This window comes from Pseudoduganella sp. jia 12, assembly GCF_055502675.1.
In genome coordinates, this window is the sequence record NZ_JBUXKP010000012.1 from 197,499 (window position 1) to 214,463 (window position 16,965).

General features: G+C 63.6%; 19 protein-coding genes. 15 read left to right on the top strand and 4 right to left on the bottom strand.

Annotated elements, in window-relative coordinates; all coding sequences use genetic code 11:
- Positions 1 to 359: 359 nt before the first annotated feature.
- From rluC to ACY65G_RS24710, 4 genes are read left to right on the top strand one after another with little or no spacing between them, the layout of a single operon-like run.
- Positions 360 to 1,382: a 23S rRNA pseudouridine(955/2504/2580) synthase RluC gene (gene rluC / locus ACY65G_RS24695; protein ID WP_464999983.1), complete on the top strand. Its 1,023-nt coding sequence runs from the start codon at positions 360 to 362 to the stop codon at positions 1,380 to 1,382.
- Between the two features lie 35 nt (positions 1,383 to 1,417).
- Positions 1,418 to 2,080 (top strand): HAD-IIIA family hydrolase, encoded by a 663-nt coding sequence (locus tag ACY65G_RS24700; protein ID WP_464999929.1) that lies wholly within the window; start codon positions 1,418 to 1,420, stop codon positions 2,078 to 2,080.
- 41 nt (positions 2,081 to 2,121) lie between these two features.
- Positions 2,122 to 2,496, top strand: a complete 375-nt coding sequence (locus ACY65G_RS24705) for a Rieske (2Fe-2S) protein (RefSeq protein WP_464999930.1) — start codon at positions 2,122 to 2,124, stop codon at positions 2,494 to 2,496.
- Positions 2,493 to 3,497 carry a S49 family peptidase gene (locus ACY65G_RS24710; RefSeq protein ID WP_464999931.1) on the top strand — a complete coding sequence of 335 codons (1,005 nt, stop codon included), beginning with the start codon at positions 2,493 to 2,495 and terminating at the stop codon, positions 3,495 to 3,497. The genes ACY65G_RS24705 and ACY65G_RS24710 overlap by 4 nt, the downstream gene beginning before the upstream one ends.
- A 293-nt stretch (positions 3,498 to 3,790) precedes the next feature.
- Here the strand turns inward: ACY65G_RS24710 and ACY65G_RS24715 are convergent, their stop codons facing one another.
- Positions 3,791 to 4,009 carry a hypothetical protein gene (locus tag ACY65G_RS24715; protein ID WP_464999932.1) on the bottom strand — a complete coding sequence of 73 codons (219 nt, stop codon included), beginning with the start codon at positions 4,007 to 4,009 and terminating at the stop codon, positions 3,791 to 3,793.
- Positions 4,010 to 4,188: 179 nt separating this feature from the next.
- Here ACY65G_RS24715 and ACY65G_RS24720 point away from each other — a divergent pair, with 179 nt between their 5' ends.
- The 8 genes from ACY65G_RS24720 to motD all read left to right on the top strand — a co-directional run bounded on the left by ACY65G_RS24720 (position 4,189) and on the right by motD (position 13,355).
- Positions 4,189 to 4,905, top strand: a complete 717-nt coding sequence (locus ACY65G_RS24720; RefSeq protein WP_464999933.1) for a pseudouridine synthase — start codon at positions 4,189 to 4,191, stop codon at positions 4,903 to 4,905.
- A gap of 287 nt (positions 4,906 to 5,192) precedes the next feature.
- Entirely contained in the window at positions 5,193 to 6,338 is a 1,146-nt protein-coding gene (gene flhB / locus ACY65G_RS24725) for a flagellar biosynthesis protein FlhB (RefSeq protein WP_464999934.1), read from the top strand.
- Between the two features lie 48 nt (positions 6,339 to 6,386).
- A complete protein-coding gene (gene flhA, locus ACY65G_RS24730; protein ID WP_464999935.1) occupies positions 6,387 to 8,546 on the top strand; it encodes a flagellar biosynthesis protein FlhA in 2,160 nt (719 codons plus the stop codon).
- 294 nt (positions 8,547 to 8,840) lie between these two features.
- Positions 8,841 to 10,274, top strand: a complete 1,434-nt coding sequence (gene flhF / locus ACY65G_RS24735; RefSeq protein ID WP_464999936.1) for a flagellar biosynthesis protein FlhF — start codon at positions 8,841 to 8,843, stop codon at positions 10,272 to 10,274.
- Positions 10,267 to 11,091 (top strand): MinD/ParA family ATP-binding protein, encoded by an 825-nt coding sequence (locus tag ACY65G_RS24740; protein WP_464999937.1) that lies wholly within the window; start codon positions 10,267 to 10,269, stop codon positions 11,089 to 11,091. The genes flhF and ACY65G_RS24740 overlap by 8 nt, the downstream gene beginning before the upstream one ends.
- Positions 11,092 to 11,107: 16 nt before the next feature.
- Positions 11,108 to 11,839 (top strand): RNA polymerase sigma factor FliA, encoded by a 732-nt coding sequence (locus ACY65G_RS24745; RefSeq protein ID WP_464999938.1) that lies wholly within the window; start codon positions 11,108 to 11,110, stop codon positions 11,837 to 11,839.
- Positions 11,821 to 12,567 (top strand): flagellar motor protein, encoded by a 747-nt coding sequence (locus ACY65G_RS24750; RefSeq protein ID WP_464999939.1) that lies wholly within the window; start codon positions 11,821 to 11,823, stop codon positions 12,565 to 12,567. Before ACY65G_RS24745 ends, ACY65G_RS24750 begins: the two co-directional genes overlap by 19 nt.
- Positions 12,568 to 12,578: 11 nt before the next feature.
- On the top strand, positions 12,579 to 13,355 hold the full coding sequence (motD, locus tag ACY65G_RS24755) for a flagellar motor protein MotD (protein ID WP_464999940.1): 777 nt from the start codon (positions 12,579 to 12,581) through the stop codon (positions 13,353 to 13,355).
- Between the two features lie 138 nt (positions 13,356 to 13,493).
- Here the strand turns inward: motD and ACY65G_RS24760 are convergent, their stop codons facing one another.
- The 3 genes from ACY65G_RS24760 to flgA all read right to left on the bottom strand — a co-directional run bounded on the left by ACY65G_RS24760 (position 13,494) and on the right by flgA (position 15,151).
- Complete coding sequence (locus tag ACY65G_RS24760) at positions 13,494 to 13,964, bottom strand: flagella synthesis protein FlgN (protein ID WP_464999941.1); 471 nt, start codon at positions 13,962 to 13,964, stop codon at positions 13,494 to 13,496.
- An 84-nt stretch (positions 13,965 to 14,048) separates the two neighbouring features.
- Positions 14,049 to 14,354 carry a flagellar biosynthesis anti-sigma factor FlgM gene (gene flgM, locus ACY65G_RS24765; protein WP_464999942.1) on the bottom strand — a complete coding sequence of 102 codons (306 nt, stop codon included), beginning with the start codon at positions 14,352 to 14,354 and terminating at the stop codon, positions 14,049 to 14,051.
- 107 nt (positions 14,355 to 14,461) lie between these two features.
- Positions 14,462 to 15,151, bottom strand: a complete 690-nt coding sequence (flgA, locus tag ACY65G_RS24770) for a flagellar basal body P-ring formation chaperone FlgA (RefSeq protein WP_464999943.1) — start codon at positions 15,149 to 15,151, stop codon at positions 14,462 to 14,464.
- Between the two features lie 164 nt (positions 15,152 to 15,315).
- Between flgA and flgB the strand changes: the two genes are divergently transcribed.
- The 3 genes from flgB to ACY65G_RS24785 are packed head-to-tail and all read left to right on the top strand — an operon-like array spanning position 15,316 to position 16,861.
- Positions 15,316 to 15,732 carry a flagellar basal body rod protein FlgB gene (flgB, locus tag ACY65G_RS24775; RefSeq protein ID WP_464999944.1) on the top strand — a complete coding sequence of 139 codons (417 nt, stop codon included), beginning with the start codon at positions 15,316 to 15,318 and terminating at the stop codon, positions 15,730 to 15,732.
- A gap of 26 nt (positions 15,733 to 15,758) precedes the next feature.
- Entirely contained in the window at positions 15,759 to 16,163 is a 405-nt protein-coding gene (gene flgC, locus ACY65G_RS24780) for a flagellar basal body rod protein FlgC (protein WP_464999945.1), read from the top strand.
- Positions 16,164 to 16,177: 14 nt separating this feature from the next.
- Positions 16,178 to 16,861, top strand: coding sequence for a flagellar hook assembly protein FlgD (locus ACY65G_RS24785; protein ID WP_464999946.1), 684 nt, complete (start codon positions 16,178 to 16,180; stop codon positions 16,859 to 16,861).
- Positions 16,862 to 16,965 lie beyond the last annotated feature (104 nt).

Below are 16,965 nucleotides of genomic sequence, written 5' to 3' on the forward strand. Positions count from 1 at the left end.
GAATGCGGGCGTGCGCAATTGGTCGAGCCGGCCATCTTGTGTGGTAGCCGGCGAAAACGGCAAGCGTTATCAGCTTCATCAACCGGCAAGCAACGACTCTGTGCTTGCTTGCCGGATTTATCCTAACGATCCAGCCAATCTCATTCCAACATCCGTCCACCGACCCGATGACAACATTGGTTGCCACCCTGATCCGTGCCCGTATGTGCGTATACGTTTATTTCCGCTGAATTAGCATTTAAGCGAGGCCAGCGGATGCGCCCCTGTGTAAAATCGTGGTTTTACTTCTTACACTGCAACAGCAAGAGAGCACTGTTTCAAGTGCCGAATTGCTACGGCGAATTGATTATATATTCAAAATGAAGGACTTAGAGAGATTTTCTGGGAAGACAACCCAAAAGGCCCGGCAAAGCGCCGCGGAGTCTTCCCCCCAGACAGTCCTGCCACAAGCACAATTCGTGACGATCGGCGAAGAAGAGGCCGGACAGCGTATTGATAACTACTTGTTGCGTGTTTGCAAAGGTGTGCCGAAGAGCCACGTGTACCGCATCCTGCGTTCCGGGGAAGTGCGCGTCAACAAGGGCCGGATCGACCAGTTGTACCGCCTGGTGGCAGGCGACATCGTGCGCATCCCGCCCGTACGTATCGCGGAGAAGCCGGACAATGGCGCGCCAGCCACCGAATTTCCCATCATTTACGAAGATGCGCACCTGCTCGTCATCGACAAGCCGGCCGGCGTGGCCGTGCATGGCGGTTCCGGCGTGTCGTTCGGTGTGATCGAACAATTGCGTGCCGCCCGTCCCGATGCGAAATTCCTCGAACTGGTGCACCGGCTGGACCGTGAAACGTCGGGCCTGCTGCTGCTGGCGAAGAAGCGTTCCGCGCTGACCAGCCTGCATGAACAGATGCGCGAGGGCGAGACGGACAAGCGTTACCTTGCGCTGGCCACCGGCGACTGGAAGAACAAGCGCCAGCACGTGAAGGCGCCGCTGCACAAATACACGACGGGCGACGGCGAGCGCCGGGTGGCGGTCATGGAAACCGGCATGCCGTCGCACACAGTGTTCACGCTGTTGAGGAAATATGCACAATTCGCGCTGCTGGAGGCGGAACTGAAGACCGGCCGCACGCACCAGATCCGCGTGCACCTGCAGTCGACCGGCTTCCCGATTGCCGGCGACGACAAATACGGCGATTTCGCGATGAACAAGGCGCTGCAAAAGCGGCCCGTGCCATTGAAGCGCATGTTCCTGCACGCCCACCAGATCACATTCCGCCACCCCGAGAGCGGGAAAATCATGACGCTGAACGCTCCGCTTGCCCCCGAATGCGAAAAATTCTTGGTAAGCTTGGGCCAACCCGATAACTCTGCTCTGCAATAGCGGACACAAACCTGGAGCCGGCAGCGCCGGAGCACATGGCAAGAAAGCAATTTGACCTGATCGTCTTCGACTGGGACGGCACATTGATGGACAGTACCGCAACCATCGTGAAAAGCATCCAGTCGGCGGCCAGGGACCTGGGCCTGCCCATTCCATCGCGTGATGCCGCCTCGCACGTGATCGGCCTGGGCCTGTCGGAAGCCATGCAAAAGGTGCTCGGCCCCGACGTGGATCCGAAATACTACCCGCGCATGGTCGAGCGCTACCGGTACCACTACCTGACCAAGGACCATGAACTGACACTGTTCGACGGCGTGCGCGAACTGCTGGACGAGCTGACCCAGCAGGGGTATTTCCTGGCCGTGGCCACCGGCAAGAGCCGCGTGGGCCTGAACCGCGCGCTGGATGCGGCAAAGCTGCTGTCCACGTTCCATGCCACCCGCTGCGCGGATGAAACGTTTTCGAAACCGCACCCGGCGATGCTGCAGGAATTGACGCGCGAGCTCGGCCAGGACCTGCGCCGCACCGTGATGATCGGCGATACCACGCATGACCTGATGATGGCGCAGAACGCCGGTTCGGCCGGCATTGCCGTCGAATACGGCGCGCACCCGGTGGACCAGCTGCATGCATGCCGCCCCGTGTTTTCCGCGAAGAACGTGCCGGAGCTGCATGCCTGGCTGAGCGCCAACGCCTGAAGGCCGGCGCATCGGCAGGCCCAAGGAGAAATGACCAAGCTGTGAGCAACGATATACTGATCTGCGCCGCCGACGCGGTGCCGGACGGCGGCAAGGGCATTCGTTTTGCCGTGCTGGCCGGCGGCGAATCGGCCACGGCCTTCGTGATCCGGCACGGCGGCATCGCCTATGCGTACCTGAACCGGTGCGCGCACGTGCCGATCGAACTGGACTGGAACGAAGGCGAGTTCTTCGAGTCCAGCGGCTTGTACCTGATGTGCTCCACGCACGGTGCCGTATACATTCCCAGCAGTGGCCAGTGCGCCGGCGGCCCGTGCCGCGGTGGCCGGCTGCGACCGGTGGCGCTGGCTGAGCGCGACGGCAACCTGTACTGGCAACCGGACGACTACATCCGTCCCCCGACATCGGCTTTATGAGTAACGATAACCAAGAAACGCCGGGTATCCAACCGCCCGGGCCGTCCCGCCCGGACACGCCGCCCATCAAGTGGGAACGCGAAGTGCTCGAGAAGCTCGTGTTCGCCACGATCAAGGAGCAGCGCGCCAACCGCCGCTGGAGCATCTTCTACAAGGTGGTCATGCTGCTGCTCGTGTTCTTTGCGATCGCCAGCTACTTCGAAGTGGACCTGCTCGGCAGCGAAGGCGACGTTGGCCGCCATACGGCGCTGGTCGAGATCGAAGGCGATATCGAGGCACAGGGCAGCGGCGCGGCCGCGGTCGTCATTCCGGCATTGAACAAGGCGTTCTCGGATGACGGCTCCGTCGCCGTGGTACTGCACATCAACAGCCCGGGCGGCAGCCCGGTGCAAGCCGGCATGATCGTCGACGAGATTCGCCGCCTGCGCCAGGGTTATCCGGAAAAACCGCTGTACGTGGTGGTCGACGAGATCTGCGCGTCGGGCGGCTATTACATCGCTTCCGCGGCGGACAAGATTTATGTCAACAAGGCCAGCATCATCGGCTCGATCGGCGTGCTGATGGATGGCTTCGGCTTCACGGGCACGATGGAAAAGCTGGGCGTGGAGCGCCGCCTGATCACGGCGGGCGCCAATAAGGGCTTCATGGATCCGTTCAGCCCCCAATCGGACAAGCAGAAGCAGCATGCCCAGGCGATGCTGAACGAAATCCACCAGCAATTCATCGAAACCGTGCGCGTCGGCCGCGGCAAGCGTTTGCAGGAAACACCGGAAACGTTTTCCGGTTCGTTCTGGACAGGCGCGCGGGCCATCGACATGGGCCTCGCCGACGAACTGGGCAGCGTGGACAGCGTGGCGCGCGATGTGGTGAAAGCCGAGGACATCATCGACTACACGCAACATGAAGGCTTGCCCGAGCGCGTGCTGAAGAAGTTCGGCGCCGCGGTCGGCAGTGGCGCGGTGAAGGCGGCGGCAGCGGTGGGAGTGCCGGTCATCAAGTGACCGCTGTGATGCGCTGTGATGCGCCGTGATGATGAGCCGTTTTCAAACAAAAGCAGTCGGAAGCTTGAAAACGACTGCAGATAGGTTATAGTAGTCCTGTAGTTATTGAACGGAGGGCGCAATCTTAAAAGCACTCAACATTCGATCGCGCGGTTGTTATCCGTATCACCTCGCGTAGTAGACTATCTATCGCATCAGCGAATTGAGAGAATTATATTCCTCACTGGTCCCTTCCGGGGACTGGAAAACAGCAGCCTCTGGCTGCTGTTTTCGTCTGTAGCCTTGCTTGTTCGTCACGTGTTTTGGCGCCGCATCGCTTCGATCTCGATCCCGCTCTCGAAGCCGCCTGCGCGCAGCCAGTCGTGAAAGCCTTGCGCGGTCGCCGTGAACCAGCGGTTTTGCGGCATCAGTGCCGGTTCGGCGCCGCTTTGGCAGCGGGAGATCAACAGTTCGGTGGCAAACCGGCCCGCGGCGTTGCGGGAAGTGGCAGAGCGGCATTCAGCGGTGATCATTACGGCCTCCAGGTGATCGTATCGGGATCGCGGATACTTTCTTAACGATAGGGTAGGAAGATTGGCTGCGGTTCAGCAGATTCCTACATGCGTTTCAGTGTATCAACGACACAGGTTTCCTACTTGATATTCCTCAACTACGAACTGATCGTTCCTTGCAATCCGGTAGAATGCCGCCCATGAGCAAACTATCGCTGGATCGCATCCTTCAATCCCAGGGTTTCGGTACCCGAAAATATTGCCGCGCACTGATCGAGGACGGCGAAGTGGCTGTCAACGGCACCATCGTCGACGATTACAAATCGACCATCGACACCGACGGCCTCGTCCTCACCATCTTCGACGAAGAATGGCGGTACAGGCAGCATGTGTACATTGCCCTGTACAAGCCGGCAGGCTACGAATGTTCGCGCAAGCCGAGCCACCACCCCGGCGTGCTCAAGCTGCTGCCCGAGCAGTTCACGTGGCGCGACGTGCAGCCGGTCGGCCGCCTCGACCATGACACCACCGGCCTGCTGTTGATCTCCGACGATGGCCCGTTCATCCATGCCCAATCCTCGCCGAAACGCCACGTGCCGAAGGTCTACCAGGCCACGACGGCCGAACCGGTGACCGATGCGCTGGTGGCGCAGATGCTGTCCGGCGTGCAGCTGCACGACGAGCCGGCACCTCTTGCGGCGCTCGTCTGTGCGCCGAAAGGCGAGCACCAGCTCGAGATCGTGCTGGAGCAGGGCAAGTATCACCAGGTCAAGCGGATGCTGGCGGCCGCAGGAAACCATTGCACTGCGCTGCACCGGTCGGCCATTGGCGCGTTGCAGCTGGCCGACCTCGGATTGAAGGAAGGGGAGTGGTGTTATCTGGAGGAAGAGCAGCTGGGGTTATTGGCGGCCACCTGACCGCCTCGGCCCGCATGTCACAGGGCGATGCCGCCGCCCTGCCGGTTTTCCTGTATTGCAGCCGCCACCATGGCGCGTTGGCTAAATCACCCGATCGATGGTCTTGAAGTAGCACGTTGTCCAGTTCCTCACGGCGCCTGGACCAGGGCCCGGCACGCCACCAGCTGGCGGTCGGCATCGAATTGCCCCCCTATTCCCTCTTTGTTCGTTCCTTCAGCCAACGGCACCATGCCCGACAATGCATGCTCAGAATCAATACAGTCGAGCACAGGTAGCCGGAGCACCCGATGTCAGAAGATAGCGACGCCGAGAAGACAGAACCAGCGTCAGAGCAGCGCCTGAGGAAGGCGCGCGAGGAAGGTGACGTTCCCCGTTCGCGCGAAGTCGCGACGTTTACCGTGCTCATGGCCGCGGGCGCCGGCCTGTACGTCTTTGGTGCGACCATGGCGCGCCAGTTGTCGGCCACGCTCGCTTCCGGCCTGTCGCTCACGCGCGAACAGGCGTTCGACATGGACGTGCTGGGCCACCGCATCCTGGCCGACGTGGTGCAGGTGCTGATCACGTTCCTGCCGCTGGGCCTGGCCGTGATGATGGTGGCGATCGCTTCGCCCGTGTTCGTGGGCGGCTGGCTGTTCACCGCCAAGGGCTTCATGCCCAAGTTCGGCAAGCTCAATCCCATGAAGGGCCTCGCCAACATGGTGTCGAAGAACGCCCTGGTGGAACTGGTGAAGGCGATCATCAAGACGATCATCGTCGGCGCCGTCGCCTACATGGTGGTGATGCGCTACAAGGATGCGATCTTCGGCCTGCCTGCCGAGCCGGCGAACGAAGGCTATGCCCACATGCTCGACATGCTGGCGATGAGCTTCCTGATCCTCGTGAGCTCGCTGGGTTTCATCGCCATGATCGATGCGCCGTACCAGATGTGGCACTACGCGAACAAGATGAAGATGACGCGCCAGGAGATGATCCAGGAATCGAAGGAGTCGGACGGCAACCCGCAGATCAAGGGCAAGATCCGCCAGATGCAGCGCGAGATGGCGCGGCGCCGGATGATGCAGGATGTGCCGACCGCCGACGTGGTGGTCACCAACCCGACCCATTATGCGGTGGCGCTGAAATATGCGGATGGCTCGAAGGGCGCACCGAAGGTGGTGGCCAAGGGCACGGACGCGGTGGCCGCGAAGATCCGCGAGCTGGCCAAGGAAAACAGGGTGGCGATCCTGGAAGCGCCGGCACTGGCCCGCGCGCTGCACAAGCACACCGACATCGGCGACGAGATCCCGCAGCGGCTGTATGCGGCCGTGGCCGAGGTGCTGGCCTATGTGTACCAGCTGCGCGCCTACCGCCCGGGCGGCCACTATCCGGATCGCCCCACGAAGCTGGACGTGCCGCCGGACATGGACCCGAACACCGCAACGCCCAAACCGTAGTCGCAGCCATAACCGCAACCGCAACCGCAATACCTGAGGAAGAACCCGATGCAAGCGCTCAAGATGCCCGCATGGACGAACACCATTACCGGCGGCAAGCCGCAGACCCTGGCCGCGCCGATCCTGATCATCATGCTGCTGGCGATGATGATCCTGCCGCTGCCGGCGTTCATCCTCGACCTGTTCTTCAGCTTCAACATCGCCATTTCCGTCATCGTGCTGCTGACCGCCCTGTACACGGTCAAGCCCCTCGATTTCATGGCATTCCCGATCGTGCTGCTGCTGACCACCATGCTGCGGCTGGCGCTGAACGTGGCATCCACCCGTATCGTGCTGACCGAAGGGCACACGGGGCCCGATGCGGCCGGCAAGGTGGTCGAGGCGTTCGGCCACTTCCTGATCGGCGGGAACTACACGGTGGGTATCGTGGTGTTCATCATCCTCACCATCATCAACTTCGTGGTGGTCACGAAAGGCGCGGGCCGGATCGCCGAGGTGGGCGCCCGCTTCGCGCTCGATGCGCTGCCGGGCAAGCAGATGGCGATCGACGCCGACCTGAATGCAGGCCTGATCGGCGAGGCCGATGCCAAGCAGCGGCGCGCCGAAGTGTCGATGGAAGCGGAGTTCTACGGCGCGATGGACGGTGCGTCGAAATACGTGCGGGGCGATGCGGTGGCCGGCATCCTGGTCACCGTCATCAATATCGTCGGCGGTTTGCTGGTGGGGCTGCTCATGCACGACATGGCGTTCGGCGACGCCGTGCGTACGTACACGCTGCTGGCCATCGGCGACGGCCTGGTGGCGCAGATCCCATCGCTGATCATCTCGCTGGCGGCCGGCGCGGTCGTGTCGCGCGTGGCGTCGGAAAAGGATATCGGCTCGCAGCTGGTCGGCCAGCTGTTCGCCAAGCCGCAGGTCATGTACATCACCGCCGCCATCATCGGCGGCCTGGGCCTGATCCCCGGCATGCCGAACCTGGTGTTCCTGCTGCTGGGCGGTGCGCTGGCCGGTGGCGGCTACCTGCTGGCGAAGCGCGACAAGGCGGCGGAGGAAAGCGGCACCGCGCCCCGTCCGGCAAGCCCGGGTGGCGGTGCCGGCGGCGGCGCGGGCGCGGGGGCAGGCGGCCCGGCAGCGGGCGGGCAGGGCGGCCCGGCGGCCGAGAGCGAGGAAGCCACGTGGAGCGACGTGCTGGCCGTCGACACGCTGGGCCTGGAAGTGGGCTACCGCCTGATCCCGCTGGTGGACAAGGCGCAGAGCGGCGAGCTGCTCAAGCGCATCAAGGGCATCCGCAAGAAATTCGCCCAGGAAGTGGGCTTCCTGGCGCCGCCGGTGCACATCCGCGACAACCTGGAACTGAAGCCCTCCGCCTACCGCATCACGCTCAAGGGCGTGGAAGTGGGCACGGGCGAAGCGTTCAACGGCCAGTACCTGGCGATCAACCCGGGCATGGCGAGCGGCACGCTGCCGGGCCTGGCCACCACCGATCCCGCGTTCGGCCTGCCGGCCGTGTGGATCGATGCCAGCCTGCGCGACCAGGCGCAGGGCATGGGCTACACGGTGGTCGATGCCGGCACCGTCGTCGCCACGCACCTGAACCACCTGATCACGTCGCATGCGGCGGAACTGCTGGGCCGCGGCGAGGTGCAGGCACTGCTCGACCACCTGGGCAAGGAAGCGCCCAAGCTCACCGAAGACCTGGTGCCGAAGACGATCTCGCTGTCGGCGCTGCAGAAAGTGCTGCAGAACCTTCTGTCCGAGGGCGTGCACATCCGCGACATGCGCACCATCATCGAGGCGCTTGCCGAACATACCGTGCACACGCAGGATCCGAACGAGCTCACGTCGCTCGTGCGCATCGCGCTGGGCCGGGCGATCGTCCAGCAACTGTTCCCCGGCAATGGCGAACTGTCCGTGATGACCCTCGATAACCGCCTCGAACGCTTGCTGATGCAGGCGCTGGCACAGGGCGGTGCCGACGGCGCCGGCATCGAGCCGGGCCTGGCCGACACGATCGCCCAGCAGGCCGCGCAAGCGTCGGCCCAGCAGGAAGCGCTCGGCGTCAACCCCGTGCTGCTGGTACCGGGCCCGCTGCGGCCGCTGCTGTCGCGCTTCCTGCGGCGCGCGCTGCCGCAGCTGAAGGTGCTGTCGCATGCGGAGATCCCGGAAGCGAAGACGATCCGGGTAACGGCGCTGGTGGGGAATACCTGATAACTGCTGTCGAGCCCGTGTTGTGGGCCTATAGGCCCACTGCCTGGCACGAGGACACGGCCTCATCCGCAATTTGCGTACGTCGAAAGGGGTAGGGCTCTCCGGCAATCAGTTCTGTCGAGCCCGTGTTGTGGGCCTATAGGCCCACTGCCTGGCACGGGACACGGGCTCATCAGACTCCCGTGCAGCGAAATACCCCCCTTTTCCCCGCCTGTTCAAATGATGCTTACTCTGCGGCATCGTCAATAATTTCACCATCGAGAAAAACTCTGTGCATGGCGAACAGGAGCAGCAATGAACGTCAAGAAATTTACCGCGCCCACGTCGCGTGAGGCGCTGCGGAAGGTGCGCGAGGCGCTGGGGCCGGATGCGGTGATCCTGTCGAATCGCCCGATGGATGGCGTGGTGGAGATCCTGGCATTGGCCAATGACGATGCCGCGTCGCTGGTCAGCCCCGTCGACGATGCGCCGCCCGGCGCGCCCCACCTGGACCTGGACGACGGCTATGCCGCGGCGCCCGTGCCGCGCTCGCAAGTGCCGCAGATGCAGCGCCCCGCCGCGCCCGCTGCACGCCCGGCCGCGCCGGAGCCGATGATGGCCGCCCGCCCGTCGATGGCGGCGGCACCGGTGCCGCGCGCGCCGTTCGCGCAGGCGATGCAGCCCGTGCCGCAAGCGGTGCAGCAGACGATGCCGCCTGCGCAGCCCGCGGTGGACATGGCCGGCATCACGGCGCTGGTGGCCGAGGCGGTGAACTCGGCCAAGGCCAACGCGGCCGCCGAAATGCACGGCATGATGAGCGAGCTGCGCGCCATGCGCGGCATGATGGAAACCCAGCTGGCCGAACTGTCGTGGGGCAGCGCACAGCAGCGCGAGCCGCACAAGGCGGCCGTGCTGCGCGAATTGCTGGCGGCGGGCTTTTCCACCACGCTCGCGCGCCGCCTGCTGGACAAGCTGCCGGCCGGCCGCAGTGCCGAGGAGGCATCGCGCTGGATCCGCACCGTCCTGGCGCGCAACGTGGGCGCCATGGCCAACGAGGATGCGCTGATCGAGCGTGGCGGCGTGTTCGCGCTGGTGGGCCCCACCGGCGTGGGCAAGACGACCAGCACCGCCAAGCTGGCGGCCCGCTGCGTGATGCGCCATGGCCCGGAAAAGCTGGCGCTCATCACCACCGATGCCTATCGTATCGGTGCGCACGAACAACTGCGCATTTACGGCAAGATCCTTGGCGTGATGGTACATTCCGTCAAGGATGAGGCCGACTTACGGATCGCACTGAAGGAGCTGCGCAACAAGCACACGGTGCTGATCGATACGGTCGGCGTCAGCCAGCGCGACCAGATGGTGACCGAGCAGGTGGCCATGCTGCAAGGCACCGATGTCGACGTCAAACGGCTGCTGTGTCTGAACGCCACGTCCACGCAGGAAACGCTGACCGAAGTCGTGCGCGCCTACCAGGGCAGCGGCCTTGCCGGCAGCATCATCACCAAGCTGGACGAAGCGGCGTCGCTGGGCAACGTGCTCGATGTCGTGATCCGCCAGAAGCTGCAACTGTTCTATGTATCGAATGGCCAGCGCGTGCCGGAAGACCTGCACCTGGCCCAGCCGGCCGAGCTCGTGGAGCGGGCGTTCCGGCTGAAGAAGGATGTATCCGAATACACGGATGGCGAGCTGCCGATGCTGATGGCGGCCGCCGGCAACGATGGACTGCGCGAGGTACACCTTGGCTAACTTCAATTTCGACCAGGCGGAAGGACTGCGGCGGATGCTGGCGGGGCCGCCGCGGCCCCGCATCGTCACGTTCCTTTCCGCCACGCCGCAGGACGACAAGGGCGCCATGCTCGTCAACCTGGGTGCCTCGCTGGCGCGCGCCGGCAACGACGTGGTGCTGGTCGACGCCTGCGCCAGCGCGCACGGCGTGGCCTCGCGGCTGGGCATCGACAATGGTGCCAGCCTGCTGAACGTGGCGCGCCAGGAGTGCGCGCTGAATGAAGTCATCCATGAAGTGCCGCAGGGCTTCAACGTGGTATCGATGACGCGCGGCGAATCCCGCAACGGCCCGCATGAAGCGCGCCGGCTGGCCAAGGCGTTCGACGTGCTGGCCGCGCAGGCCGGCATCGTGCTCGTGGATGGCGAATTCGACGGCGAAGCGTTCCCGGTGCCGGTCATGGCCAGCTCGGAAATCGTGGTGCAGGTATCGAACAGCGCCACGTCGATCACGAATGCCTACATGATGATCAAGCGGCTCAACCACGAGCTGGGCCGGCGGCCGTTCGGCATCGTCGTCACCGGTGCGTCCGAACGGGAGGCGCGGGTCGTTTACGATAATATGGCACAGGCGGCAAGCCGTTACCTGGCCGTGAATCTCGTATCGATGGGCTCGGTGCCAGCCGATGAATACCTGCACCGCGCGGCGCGCCTGGGTCGCGCCGTGGTGGACGCGTTTCCGCTGGCGGGTGCCTCGGTCGCGTTTCGTCAACTGGCGGGGCGGTTCGCGCTGGCCACGCCGTCGCATCTTTCGGGGAGCGGCCACCCTATGCAGCACTGAACAAGAATAGAAATATATGTACACGGTCAAAGGGAAGGTGAACAAGGATTCGCTGCTGACGGAGCACATGCCCCTCGTGAAGCGCCTTGCCCACCACATGAAGGCAAAATTGCCGCCCAGCGTGGAAGTGGATGACCTGGTACAGGCGGGCATGATCGGCCTGCTCGACGCGATCAACCGCTATGAAGAAACGCACGGCGCCCAGTTTGAAACCTATGCGGTGATGCGCATCCGCGGCGCGATGATCGACGAATTGCGCAGCAGCGACTGGGTGCCGCGCAGCTTGCGGCAGGACATGCGCAAGATCGAGAACGCCATGGCCTTGCTGCAGCAGAAGCTGGGACGTCCGCCCGCCGAATCCGAAGTGGCCCAGTCCCTCAAGCTCTCCCTCGAGGCTTACCAGGAAATGCTGGGCGAGGGCGGCGGCCACCAGCTGCTGTACTACGAAGACTTCAAGAACGAGGACGGCAGCGACAGCTTCCTCGACCGCTATGCACAGGACGACGAAGCCGATCCGCTGCGCTCGCTGATGGACACCGGGTTCCGCCAGGCCGTCATCGACGCGATCGATGCGTTGCCGCCGCGTGAAAAGCTGCTGATGGGCCTGTACTACGAAGAAGAACTGAACCTGAAGGAAATCGGCGCCGTGATGGGCGTTTCCGAATCACGCGTATCGCAGCTGCATACCCAGGCGGTGTCCCGGCTGCGCGCCACGTTGCGGGAGCAAGCATGGACTGGTCCAGCGTAGCGGGTTTGCTGCTGGCGCTGGCCGGCCTGATCGTGGGCATGGCACTGGAAGGCGGCAATCCGTCGTCGCTGATCCAGCCCGCCGCGTTTGCGATCGTGGTCGTCGGCACGTTCGGCGCCGTGCTGCTGCAGACCCGGCCCGCCACGTTGCGGCGCGGCATCCTCATGGTGCGGTGGGTATTCCGGCCCCCGGCGGACAGCCGTATCCTGCTCGCGCGCGATATCCAGGCATGGAACCAGACCATCCGCCGCGAAGGGCCGCTGGCGCTGGAACGCCACATGACCGGCGCGCGCAATGTCTTCCTGGCCAAGGGTTTGCGCATGGTGATCGACGGCATCAACCCCGACAAGCTGCGCCAGCTGCTCGATACGGAGATCACGGCGTTCGAGACGGCGGAGCGGCAGGCGGTGCGCATCTGGGAATCGGCGGCCGGCTACTCGCCCACGATCGGCATCCTGGGTGCCGTGCTGGGCCTGATCCACGTGATGGAAAACCTCACCGATCCTTCCCGGCTCGGGCCCGGCATCGCGGTGGCCTTCGTGTCCACGATCTATGGCGTCGGGCTGGCCAACCTGTTCTTCTACCCGATCGCCAACAAGCTCAAGAACATCGTCATCGCCCAGGTGCACCAGCAGGAAATCGCCGCCGCCGTCTTCCACGACATCGCCAGCGGCGACTTCTCGCGCATCATGGATGAGCGCATCGCCACGCTGATGCAGGATTACTAGGACACACCCCCATGAGCTTCCAGTACCGCCGTGCGCGCCGCCCGTTCGACGAGGAACCGGAAAACCACGAACGCTGGCTCATCTCGTATTCCGACTTCATCACGCTGCTGTTCGCGTTCTTCGTGGTGATGTATGCGATCTCGTCGGTCAACATCGGCAAGTACCGGATCTTCTCCGATGCGCTCGGCGATGCGCTGGGCGGGCAGGGCGCCAACGTCAAGCCCAATACCGAGGTGCTGAACCAGCCGATCCCGAATCCGAACCTGAAGAAACGCCAGGAAATGATGCGGCAGGAACGCGCGTCGCTGACGAAGCTGGCGCAGGACCTGCAGTCCACGATGGCGCCGCTGGTAAAGGAAGGCAAGGTGCGCGTCACGCAGAACAGCCGTGGCGTGTCCGTCGAGATCAATGCCAGCGTGCTGTTCGATCCCGCCGAAGCCAGGTTGACGGAGGAGTCGCGCGAGGCGCTGACCGCCGTGGCATCGCTGCTGAAGAACGATCCGCACGCGGTGCAGGTCGAAGGGCATACCGACGACCAGCCGGTGCGCAACATCTATCCGTCGAACTGGGAACTGTCGTCGATGCGTGCCGCCACCGTGGTGCGGCTGTTCATCGAATCCGGCGTCGCCCCCGAGCGGCTCACCGCCGTCGGGCATGCTTCCAACCATCCGGTGGCGCCGAACGACGACCCTGTCAACCGCGCCCGCAACCGGCGCGTGGCGGTGACGATCCTGTCGGCGGTGCCGGATCCGGAAACGGAAATCCCGACCGGTCCCGCGCCGCAATAGGAAATCGTTGGCAGTGGAGAACCGGTGTCTGACACCTTTTCTGGAAGATTCACCCAGAAAAGGTGTCAGACACCGGTGTTCGCGCGCCAACTACTGTCAGTTGACACGGTTGGTGCGCATGTACGGGATTTTGGCAGGTCAGCCAGCGAGGAAACCGCGCGAGACGGTGGTGCTGGTGGCGGTCAGGCCGCTCGGGCCATAGACATTGCCGGCGGGGCTGGGCGGGCGCAGCGCCTGCAGGGCGCCCTGGGTGTGCGACAGCTGCTTGTTGATCAGCATGCCGTTCAGGCGGTTCAATTCCTTGGCTTCGCGGGTATGCGCGAGCAATTCGTTCCACAGCGCCTTGTCGTCCGGCGTGCCGTGGGCGCACAGCCATGTTTCCATGCCGGCTTCGCGCGCTTCGAATCCGGCCTGGCCCAGCGCCTCGTGGCGCTCCCTGGCCAGGGTGCCCATGCGGGCCAGCACCTCGGATTTGCGCGGCGTCAGCGCGGACAGCTTGTCGATGTCGGCAGCCACCAGCGACTGCTGCTCGTCCTTGAGGAGGTCGAGCAGTTCGGTGATCAGGCGCTGCTCTTCGCGCAGCTTCTGGATCGGGGCGCCGTCATGCATGGGTTTGCCTCGTAGTTGATAGGGTTGACTACTTGAGGTTGACTACCCGAGGTTGGCTACCTGAGGTTGACTACCTGAAGTTGACTACCGTTGACGGGAATGCAGCAGGTCCTTGACCGTATCCAGCAGGCCATCCGCCACTTTCTCCGAGTTTACCTGGAACTGGCCATCGGCGATGGCCAGCTTGATACGTTCCACTTTTTTCGTGTCGAACACGCCGCTGTTGCTGTTGGTGGCCATTGCCTGCCCCTGCGCCGACAGCTTGACGCTATCCGAATTTTTTTGCGTGGAAGCCGTTTCCGCCGCTTTTTCGGCGTTGCGGGCATTGCTCGTGGTCGGCGTGGACGCCGCCGGCACACCCGCGTTTTTTACTGAATCGTTGATTTTCACAGCATCTTCCTCGTCTGGTAGGAGCTTTGACTCCGAGCTTTTACTCCGGTCTACGAGTTCTTAACGACTGCCGCATTGCAAACTTTAGCGGCGAGAGTCGAATCTTTTTAGAATGCAACCTCGACCTGGCCACCCGCGCGGGCAATCCCGCTGACGCTCCTGCCACCCTGCGTGCGCACCTGCACCACCTGGCCCTCCGCCGCGTTGGCGATGGCTTTGCCTTCGGCCGTGATACGGAACCCGGAACCTGCCGTGACGAGCCTGACCATCTGTCCGTTCAGTACCACCGGCTGGCTGCGCAGCGTGTCGAGCCGCAGCGGCGTGCCTGCCGAAAGGGAAACATTGGTGCTTCGGCCAATCACCTGCGCCTTGTCGGTGGCAATGCTCGCAGGCAACGACGTCAAGTCGCCCTGTTGGGTCACGAGCTGTGTTTCCAGGATCGGCTGGCCTTGCGACAGCGGCGTGGCCGCGGCAATGTAATTGCCCAGTACCGCAACGTTCGCCTGAATATACACCGTCCATTGCGCCGGCGCCGCACAGCGCACGCCCACTGTCGTCTTGCCCCAGGCTTTACCGCCAGGCATCAGGAACGCTTCGGGAGCGGGGCACTGCGCCAGGTTCATGCGCGTATCGACATTGCCGACCGTGACCGTCACCTTGCCCGGCAGGCCGGCGGTCTGCACTTGCAGGAAGCCCTCGACGGTACGGCGCAGGACGGCCGGGTCCATGCTTGTTGCGGCTTGCGCGGCGCTCGCGGCCAGCGATAGTGAAGCAATGGCAAGGGTCAGCGGTTTCATGTGCGGTCGTGTGCCGTGAGAAGTTGAATCAACGCCAGCCATCTTACGCGCGCGCGCCGCGCCGAAAGCCGCGAACAGCGTGGCAAAGTCCATGCTTATCCCCGGATCATTTGCCGTGGAGCATCCGTAAGATGGCATCTGTCACCGATGGAAAGGATGCCGTCATGCTGGGAAAACTCGACAATCACCTGCGCTTCAACGAACTCGCACTGGGCCTGCGCTCCACGCGCCAGAGCGTGCTGGCATCGAACATTGCCAATGCCGACACGCCCAACTACAAGGCGCGCGACATCGACTTCACCAGCGCGCTGCAGAACGCGCTGAATAACACGGCCGCGACCGGCACATTGGCCACCACCGCGGCGCGCCATTTCCCGACCCCGGCGCCGGATGGCAGCACGCTCGCGGACGGCACGCCGCTGCTGTACCGCGGCATCGTGCAGGGTGCCGTCGACGGCAACACGGTGGACATGGACGTCGAACGCAACCAGTTCGCCGACAACGCGCTGCGCTACGAGGCGGGCGTCACGTTCATCAACAGCCAGATCAAGGGCCTGATGACGGCCCTGCAGGGCCAGTAAGCCACGCGGCCAACAAGGAGATCGCCATGTCGTTGTTCAGCATTTTCAATGTTTCCGGTTCGGCCATGAGCGCGCAGTCGCAGCGCCTGAACGTGGTCGCCAGCAACCTGGCCAACGCCGACAGCGCCACCAGCGCCAACGGCGAAGCCTACCGGGCCAAGCAGGTCGTGTTCGAAGCGACGCCATCGGCCAGCAATGCCTCCACCGGCGTCAAGGTGCAGCAGGTGATCGAGGATCCGTCGCCGATGAAGCAGGTCTACGACCCGAAAAGCCCGCTGGCCGACGAGAACGGCTATGTGACGATGCCGAACGTGAACGTCGTCGACGAGATGGTCAACATGCTGTCGGCGTCGCGTTCCTACCAGAACAATGTCGAAACGATGAACGCGGCGAAGAGCCTGCTGCTGAAAACCCTGACCATCGGTCAATAACCGGAAAGATCACCATGGCCGTCATTGCCACCCCCACCTCCACGAATGGCGTCTCGCAGTCCCTGATGGACTCGATGAACAAGAAGGCCGGCACCGGCAACGAGATCTCGGCCGAGCAGGACAAGTTCATGACGCTGCTGATCACGCAGCTGAAGAACCAGGATCCGCTGAACCCGCTCGACAACGCGCAGGTCACCAGCCAGCTGGCCCAGCTGAACACGGTTACCGGCATCAACAAGCTGAACGACACGCTGGAAACGCTGAAGAGCGACATGGCCGCCTCGCAATCGGCCCAGGCGGTCAACATGATCAACCATGGCGTGCTGGCCGCCGGCAAGACGATGCAGGTCACCGAGGGCAAGGGTATCTTCGGCATCGAGGTTGGTTCGTTCGCGGACAACGTGCAGCTCGAGATCAAGAACGCCAGCGGCAAGGCGGTGCACACGCTGACGCTGTCGAGCGTCGAGCCCGGCGTGCTGCCGCTGGCGTGGGACGGCAAGCTGGAAGACGGCAGCACGGCGCCGGACGGCATCTACACACTGTCGCTGGCCGCGACCACGGGCGGCAAGGCGCTGACCGATGCGCAGTCGCTCACGTTCGGCACGGTCGCCAGCGTGTCCACGGGCCCCGCGGGCGCGAAACTCAACGTTCCTGGGCTCGGGCAGCTGAGCATGGACGACATCAAACAAGTTCTGTAAGAAGCCGATGAAAAGCGGTCATGGCGTCGTTGCGACTCCTTGCCGTGCTGGAGCACTGGCTGCGAAGCCACGCCTGGCCCTGACCACTTTGCATCAGCTTCATC

Excerpts from the sequence above, each read along its gene's own strand:
- rluC (WP_464999983.1), top strand. The coding sequence starts at position 360 with ATGAAGGACTTAGAGAGATTTTCTGGGAAGACAACCCAAAAGGCCCGG.
- ACY65G_RS24700 (WP_464999929.1), top strand. The coding sequence starts at position 1,418 with ATGGCAAGAAAGCAATTTGACCTGATCGTCTTCGACTGGGACGGCACA.
- ACY65G_RS24710 (WP_464999931.1), top strand. The coding sequence starts at position 2,493 with ATGAGTAACGATAACCAAGAAACGCCGGGTATCCAACCGCCCGGGCCG.
- ACY65G_RS24715 (WP_464999932.1), bottom strand. The coding sequence starts at position 4,009 with ATGATCACCGCTGAATGCCGCTCTGCCACTTCCCGCAACGCCGCGGGC.
- ACY65G_RS24720 (WP_464999933.1), top strand. The coding sequence starts at position 4,189 with ATGAGCAAACTATCGCTGGATCGCATCCTTCAATCCCAGGGTTTCGGT.
- flhB (WP_464999934.1), top strand. The coding sequence starts at position 5,193 with ATGTCAGAAGATAGCGACGCCGAGAAGACAGAACCAGCGTCAGAGCAG.
- flhA (WP_464999935.1), top strand. The coding sequence starts at position 6,387 with ATGCAAGCGCTCAAGATGCCCGCATGGACGAACACCATTACCGGCGGC.
- flhF (WP_464999936.1), top strand. The coding sequence starts at position 8,841 with ATGAACGTCAAGAAATTTACCGCGCCCACGTCGCGTGAGGCGCTGCGG.
- ACY65G_RS24745 (WP_464999938.1), top strand. The coding sequence starts at position 11,108 with ATGTACACGGTCAAAGGGAAGGTGAACAAGGATTCGCTGCTGACGGAG.
- ACY65G_RS24750 (WP_464999939.1), top strand. The coding sequence starts at position 11,821 with ATGGACTGGTCCAGCGTAGCGGGTTTGCTGCTGGCGCTGGCCGGCCTG.
- motD (WP_464999940.1), top strand. The coding sequence starts at position 12,579 with ATGAGCTTCCAGTACCGCCGTGCGCGCCGCCCGTTCGACGAGGAACCG.
- ACY65G_RS24760 (WP_464999941.1), bottom strand. The coding sequence starts at position 13,964 with ATGCATGACGGCGCCCCGATCCAGAAGCTGCGCGAAGAGCAGCGCCTG.
- flgA (WP_464999943.1), bottom strand. The coding sequence starts at position 15,151 with ATGAAACCGCTGACCCTTGCCATTGCTTCACTATCGCTGGCCGCGAGC.
- flgB (WP_464999944.1), top strand. The coding sequence starts at position 15,316 with ATGCTGGGAAAACTCGACAATCACCTGCGCTTCAACGAACTCGCACTG.
- flgC (WP_464999945.1), top strand. The coding sequence starts at position 15,759 with ATGTCGTTGTTCAGCATTTTCAATGTTTCCGGTTCGGCCATGAGCGCG.
- ACY65G_RS24785 (WP_464999946.1), top strand. The coding sequence starts at position 16,178 with ATGGCCGTCATTGCCACCCCCACCTCCACGAATGGCGTCTCGCAGTCC.